Source organism: Micromonospora sp. MP36 (genome assembly GCF_008119785.1).
In the GTDB taxonomy this organism is placed as follows: domain Bacteria; phylum Actinomycetota; class Actinomycetes; order Mycobacteriales; family Micromonosporaceae; genus Micromonospora.
On the sequence record NZ_VSFA01000041.1, the window covers coordinates 56,897 to 63,167 of the forward strand.

Sequence of the window (6,271 nt, forward strand, 5' to 3'; positions counted from 1 at the left end):
GCGGTGCGAGAGGATGAGGTTCGCGCACTCGTCCGGAAGAACCGGTGGCTGGTGCGTGCGCTGGGGGTCGTGCGCGACTCCGGCCTGCCCGACGCCTGGATCGGGGCGGGCGTCCTACGAGACCTCGTGTGGGGTGAGCGCTACGGCAGCGGGTTCGACCCCTCGGCAGTGCGCGACGTTGATGTCGCCTTCCTCGACCCGGCAGACCTGAGTCGCGACAACGACGACCGGGCCACCGAGCGGTTGGCAGCGGCCTGGCCGGAGCCTGCCTGGGAGGCGAAGAACCAGGCCGCCGTGCACACCTGGTATCCCGCCAAGTTCGGCAGTTGCCCCGTACCGCCGTTGCGGACCATCGCCGAGGCGGTCGCCACCTGGCCCGAGTACGCCACCGCCGTGGCGGTGCGTCTCGACACCGACAACCAGATCGTCGTCTGCGCGCCGCACGGCCTCGACGACCTGCTTGACGGTGTGTGGCGACGAAACCCGACCCGGGTCAGCCCGCAGATCTCCCGGCAACGGCTGGCCCGGCACCGTCCCGCCGACCGCTGGCCGGGCGTCCGTGTCATCACCTGACACGTCACCATCGGTGCCGGCGACAGACCGGAGTTTGCTTGGGCACCGAGGCGGGTTCGGTGCTGTCGCGCGAACCGTTCGCGCGGCGGAGAAACGGCGTCAGTCTCGGACCATTTCCACCGGCGTGATCCGGCGGTCGTTCCCGCGCATGAGGGCGGCGACGAGCAGGGCGACACCTGTCATCAGGACGACATCGCCGACGCTGACGACCACGTCCAGCCACGGTACGGGCAGGATGTCGCCGAGCGCCGCGAGCCGGGTGGTCGCAGTACCGACCGTGTGGTGGGGATCCAGCGTGGGGCCGGTCGGGGCGGCGCCGACGTCGTGCAGCGCCGTCGGTGCGACCGGCATGTGCCCGTTGGGCAGGATCGTCGCCCCGTTCAACGCCGCGCCGGTGAGGACGACGGCGATGCCGGCGCGGGCTGGTCGGGACAGGTGGGGGAGGTTGATCAGCATCGCGACGCCGACCGTGGCGAACACGAGGGTGGTCAGCCACCGCTGGGCGGTGGCGGAGAGCAGCCGGGAGCCGGGCGGGACGTGGGTCAGCAGTTGTACGCCTGCGGCCGCGTACAGGAGCCAGAGGCCCCGTAGCGGCTGTTCGGCGAGCCAGCGCAGCCGGCCGCCGGTGAGGTAGCCGGCGGCCAGACCGACGAGAACGGGGCCGACTAGCAGCAGGGACATCCGGTCACCCGCCCTCTTCCAGGGGTACGCCGATGGTGTGGAGCGGGGGCGGTCAGGCCGATGCGGCGTCTCATTCTCGACCCGCGTCAGCCGCCGTGTTCGTATGGGGCGCCGACGGTGTAGAGCAGGGTGGCGAGCGCGGCCAGGGAGAGCACGATCCGTAGCTTCATGGCGGTCGATGCTATGGGTTGGTGGACAGCAACTGACTCGGTGGTGTCGGCAATGATCTGGACCTGTCCGTGCAAAAAAAGTCAGGCATTCAGGCATTTGGATGCTTGCTGGCCGGCCTGTCGACCGCTGGAATACCTCGGCACCGCCGGGCATACGAGCCTGGTGAGCCCTACAGGGCCTTCGTCATGAAAACGCTGTTGGGATCCTCCGTGTAAGAACCGAATGGGGAGCAGAGGACGAACCCTGCCTTGGCATACAGTGCCCTGGCTGGAGCGAAGAACTCCATGCTGCCGGTCTCCAGCGAGATCCGGCGAATCTGGCGTCCCCGAGCATCACCCAGCAGATGGTCGAGGATCCGGGTCGCGACTCCCTGACCTCTTCGCTCCGGATCCGTCCGCATGCTCTTGAGCTCCTCATGTCCCGGCTCCAGAGCTGCGAGAGCGCCAGTCCCGACAATCTCTTCGCCAACCGAGGCGACCCACATCCTGACGTCTGGTCGCTGCAGCCCACCGAGATCCAGTGCATGCCTGCTTTCGGCAGGGGCAGTGGGCGCGAGGTCGTCAAGATGTGCCCGCAGAAACGCCCCAAGGTTGGGGTCAGCGAAGTCGGCACGCGCGATACTCAGGTGCATGGTGGCATGATGTCGAGGCCTCGTTGCCGTCACGTTTCGCGCCGCCAGTGACGGCCACCACCTCGACGCCCCGTCATCGGCACGGTGGCCGGCGCTCGCCGCCGGGTGCGGCCGGGCTGCCCTACGCCGCCCGCTTCTTCATGCCAACGGTGCGGCCGGCGGCTGAGCCGGCCGGGACGCGCGCTGCATCAGCATGATGATCCCGCTCACCGCGGTGGCCAGCAGCGCCACCACCTCGAACGGCACGGCCAGCATGAAAGGCCACCGCCAACCGAGCATCCGCGTCAGAAGCACCCCCGCCACGGCTCCGAGAACCAGCGCCAGCACCACCGCGCCGGCGACGAGCGGCGCCACCCACACACGCCGTGCCCCCACCTGCGCAACCAGCACGGCCGTGACGCCCCAGGCCAGACCGGCCCCGAACCCGGTCACCGCGCGGCCGAGCAGCAGCGGACCGCTCCCCGGGGCCAGCGCGGTCAGCAGTGACCCGGGAACCAGCAGCGCGATCGCGGGCAACGCGACGGTGGTCGGCCACCGCCGGCCGACCAGAGCGCCGATCGGAACCGCCAGTGCCGCCGGTAGCAGGTAGGCGACGAAGATCCAGGGGATCCCCGAGGCCGGCAGATGCATCTCCCGCTGGACGGCGGCAGATTCCGGCCCGACGGTGACGGTGAGCAGGAAGGCGCCCAGCGACGCGGTGAGTGCCGGCCCGATCAGCAGCCAGACCGGGCGGACCCCGGGGCGTGGGCTGTATGAGGGAACCTGGTTGGCGGTGCCGGGGAAGGACGTATTCACCCGGGAGAATATACGGGGCGGGTCTGCGGCACCCGTACGTGACCGTTGATGCCGTCCGCGTCCGCTGTCGAGAGCGCCCAGGGTGCCTCTGTGATCAGAGCAGCGGGCGGAAGTCCGGTCCGTCGGTCGTGGCCAGCAACTCCCACCCGAAGGCAGCCAACGTAATGTCCTTCCGAGCACCGAAATCCTTCATCAGCGTGGCGATCGGGCCGTCTGGAAGACCATCCGCCACCGTGCCGAACACTGCCGCCGAAGATGCCCCTAGCCGCTGTGCCACGATCCACGGCAACGCCAGGCCCACCATCACGTCTCGTTCATCATCGGGTTGCAAGCAGCAGGCGAGTGCGGTGGCCAGCAAGGAACGGCGTAGTAAATCGATGGATGCCTCCCTTAGCGCAAGAGTGGCGAGGCGAGCGCCGTAGCGTCCGAGGGCGAGCGAGTCGGACGGGTCAAGGGAGTCGAGAAAGCCCTGATCAACACGGTGCGGCACCCGTGCCAGGATGGCCTGAGCAACCCAGTCGCGGTCGCCTGGGATCCTCTCCAGGTTCGGCTTCACGTGTTCAGGATGACAAGGCCGTGCCGGCCGTCGAGAGTGCCTTCGATTCGCTCGGATGCCACATAGCCGCCGCCTGCGGCGCCCTGCGCGGTGAGCACCTCCGCGACACCGGTACCGTCGATCACGCCGTGGTAGCGCTTCCGGATGGTGACCCGGGTCACCTTCGGCTCCTCAGCGCCCTCGTGGTAGACGGTCTCGTTGAAGTCGACGATTTCGAATGCGGCTTCGATCGTGCGCTCCGCCTGCTGATCCGTCAGGGCGACCAACGCTCACCGACCTGTCGACGAGGCGTCCGGCTGGCATCGGCCGTGTGCTCCACCGCACCACCATCCGGCCTGGCGCCGCTCCCGCTCCCGGGGGTCACGGCAACGTCGCGCGGCCGGGGAGTCCGGCAGCCTAGATGGAGCCGGCGCGGGCCGCGGCGACGGCGGCGTCGGCGGCTCGGTCGGCGTCGCGCTCGGTTACCGGCTCCCGAGTGATGAAGAGCCGGTAGTAGATCGGCGCGACGGCCATCCTGACCACGTCGCCGACGTCCGTGTGGGCGGGCAACTCGCCGCGCTCGACGGCTCGGCGTACCACGGCCGCGGCTTGGTCGTGGCGCGCGACGAAGAAGTCGTGCAGTGAGCGTGCGGCGCCGCTGCTCTGTACGGCCGCTGCCACGAAGGCGCTGGCGATCGGGCCGTCGACGGGATCTGTGAAGCCGCGCCGGACCAGTCGGACGATCTCCCGCAGGTCGTCCTGGACGGAGCCGGTGTCGGGCACGGGCCACGGTTCGTCCCGGGCGAGTTCCAGCGCGTCGGCGATCAGCCCTTCGGCGTTCGTCCAGCGCCGGTACACGGTTGTCTTGTGGACCCCCGAGCGGGTTGCCACGTTGTCCACGGTCAGTCCGTTGTAGCCGTGTTCGGCCAGTTCGGCGAGGGTGGCCTGGCGTACGGCGTCCCGCACGCGGGCGCTGCGTCCCCCCGGGCGCTTCTCCAAAATCTCCTCCAGTTGCGTTAGTTGGTTCACCGTGCTAGCTTAACGCTACACGAGTTGCGATTGGGGTTGCATTCTGACCACACAGCTGTCCCTCAAGGGCGTCACCAGGTCGTACGGTCATCGGCTCGTCCTCGACCAGCTCACCTTCAGCGTCCGCCCCGGCGAACGCGCGGGCATCGTGGGCGAGAACGGTTCGGGCAAGTCCACGCTGCTGCGGCTGATCGCCGGGGTGGACGTACCCGACGACGGTGAGGTGACCGTCAGCGCCGCAGGCGGCGTCGGGTACCTGGGGCAGACCTTGGACCTGCCGGGCGACCACACGGTCCAGCAGGCCGTCGACGCCGCGCTGGCCGAGCTGCGCGCCCTCGAACGGGGTATGCAGCGGGCCGCGGAGGCCGAGGACATGGCGACGTACGGCGAGCTGCTCACCGTGTTCGAGGCGCGCGGCGGCTACGGGGCCGACGCCCGCGTCGACAAGGCGATGTACGGGCTGGGCCTCGCGCACATCGACCGGTCCCGGGTGCTGTCGAGCCTGTCCGGCGGCGAGCGGGCCCGGCTGGGGCTGGCCTGTCTGCTGGCCGCCTCGCCAGAGATCCTGCTGCTCGACGAGCCGACCAACCACCTCGACGAGGCGGCGACGACCTGGCTGGAGGAACGGCTGCGCGACCACCCGGGCACAGTTGTGGTCGTCTCGCACGACCGGGTCTTCCTCGACCGGGTGACCACGGCGATCCTCGAGGTCGAGGGTGGCACGATCACCCGGTTCGGCGGCGGGTACAGCGGGTTCCTGGCGGAGAAGGCGGCGGCCCGGCAGCGCTGGGAGCAGGCGTACGCCGACTGGCGCGAGGAGATCCGGCGGGTCACCGAGTTCGCCGCGACCACGGCACAGCGGGTGGCCCAGGGCCGCCCCATGACGGACAACAACAAGATGGCGTACGACCGGAACGCCGGACGGGTGCAGAGCTCCGTCGCCTCGCGGGTACGCCAGGCGCAGGAACGGCTGCGCCGGCTGGAAGCCGACCCGGTGCCGCGCCCGCCGGAACCGCTGCGGTTCCGCGGCGTCTTCGCCGGTACCGTCGGTGCCGAGCGCACGCTGGTCGAGTTGCGCGACCTGCACGTCGAGGGCCGGCTGCACGTGGCGTCGCTGACGATCGGCGCGCGCGACCGGCTGCTCGTCGAGGGCGACAACGGCGCGGGCAAGTCCACGCTGCTGCGGGCGATCCACACGGCTGCGGGATCGCGCGCCGGCTATCTGCCGCAGGAGGTGGACTTCCGACCTGGGAGGACCACCCGCGAGACGTACCCGGGCGAGCCCGAGGCGCTGCTGGCCACCGGCCTGTTCCACCCGGAGGCGCTCGACCTCGACGTCGCGCAGCTCTCCGTGGGCCAGCGGCGCAGGCTGGCGCTGGCCGTCCTGCTGGCCGGCGAGTACGAGCTGCTCCTGCTCGACGAGCCGACCAACCATCTGTCGCTGGCCTTGGCCGAGGAGCTCGAGCAGGCGCTCGACGGGTTCGGCGGGGCGCTGGTCGTGGTCACGCACGACCGGGCGCTGCGGCAGCGCTTCAACGGTCGGCGGATTTCACTTTCGGGGGGTCGCATATGTTGATCAACGGGTCGCCGTACGGCGTCGTCACCGGGCCCGACGGCGCCCTGTGGTTCACCCTGGCACAGCAGGGGCAGATCGGGCGGGTCGTGCCGGGCGATGAGCCCACCCTCTTCCCACTGGATCCGGCCGACGGCCAGCCCACGGTGATCACCGCGAGCCACGACGGCGCGCTGTGGTTCACCGAGTACGCCGGCGGCCGGGTCGGGCGGATTACCGTGGACGGGACGGTCCGCTCCTTCGACGTCGCCTCACCGTACGGCATCGTGGCTGGTCCGGACGG

Annotated in this window: 9 protein-coding genes and 1 pseudogene; 3 read left to right on the forward strand and 7 right to left on the reverse strand. The window is 70.2% G+C overall.

Annotation, left to right across the window (positions count from 1 at the left end):
* Positions 1-3: 3 nt before the first annotated feature.
* On the forward strand, positions 4-573 hold the full coding sequence (locus FXF52_RS24015; protein ID WP_148800329.1) for a nucleotidyltransferase family protein: 570 nt from the start codon (positions 4-6) through the stop codon (positions 571-573).
* A gap of 99 nt (positions 574-672) precedes the next feature.
* On the opposite strand, the gene FXF52_RS24020 is transcribed toward FXF52_RS24015, so the two are convergent.
* The 7 genes from FXF52_RS24020 to FXF52_RS24045 all read right to left on the reverse strand — a co-directional run bounded on the left by FXF52_RS24020 (position 673) and on the right by FXF52_RS24045 (position 4,415).
* Positions 673-1,254, reverse strand: a complete 582-nt coding sequence (locus tag FXF52_RS24020; RefSeq protein ID WP_148800331.1) for a DUF5317 family protein — start codon at positions 1,252-1,254, stop codon at positions 673-675.
* A gap of 86 nt (positions 1,255-1,340) precedes the next feature.
* A complete protein-coding gene (locus tag FXF52_RS41800; RefSeq protein WP_187413660.1) occupies positions 1,341-1,499 on the reverse strand; it encodes a hypothetical protein in 159 nt (52 codons plus the stop codon).
* 95 nt (positions 1,500-1,594) lie between these two features.
* Positions 1,595-2,056, reverse strand: coding sequence for a GNAT family N-acetyltransferase (locus FXF52_RS24025; protein ID WP_148800333.1), 462 nt, complete (start codon positions 2,054-2,056; stop codon positions 1,595-1,597).
* Between the two features lie 138 nt (positions 2,057-2,194).
* On the reverse strand, positions 2,195-2,851 hold the full coding sequence (locus FXF52_RS24030; RefSeq protein ID WP_187413659.1) for an MFS transporter: 657 nt from the start codon (positions 2,849-2,851) through the stop codon (positions 2,195-2,197).
* A 94-nt stretch (positions 2,852-2,945) separates the two neighbouring features.
* Positions 2,946-3,407 carry a hypothetical protein gene (locus FXF52_RS24035; protein ID WP_148800337.1) on the reverse strand — a complete coding sequence of 154 codons (462 nt, stop codon included), beginning with the start codon at positions 3,405-3,407 and terminating at the stop codon, positions 2,946-2,948.
* Positions 3,404-3,673 carry a DUF3224 domain-containing protein gene (locus FXF52_RS24040; protein ID WP_222870635.1) on the reverse strand — a complete coding sequence of 90 codons (270 nt, stop codon included), beginning with the start codon at positions 3,671-3,673 and terminating at the stop codon, positions 3,404-3,406. Before FXF52_RS24040 ends, FXF52_RS24035 begins: the two co-directional genes overlap by 4 nt.
* A 130-nt stretch (positions 3,674-3,803) precedes the next feature.
* Positions 3,804-4,415 (reverse strand): TetR/AcrR family transcriptional regulator, encoded by a 612-nt coding sequence (locus tag FXF52_RS24045; protein ID WP_255472278.1) that lies wholly within the window; start codon positions 4,413-4,415, stop codon positions 3,804-3,806.
* Between the two features lie 43 nt (positions 4,416-4,458).
* On the opposite strand from FXF52_RS24045, the gene FXF52_RS24050 reads away from it, so the two are divergent.
* Complete coding sequence (locus tag FXF52_RS24050; protein WP_148800339.1) at positions 4,459-5,991, forward strand: ABC-F family ATP-binding cassette domain-containing protein; 1,533 nt, start codon at positions 4,459-4,461, stop codon at positions 5,989-5,991.
* A pseudogene (locus tag FXF52_RS24055) lies at positions 5,985-6,271 on the forward strand (virginiamycin B lyase); the annotation flags it as partial. The gene FXF52_RS24050 and the pseudogene FXF52_RS24055, both read left to right, overlap by 7 nt.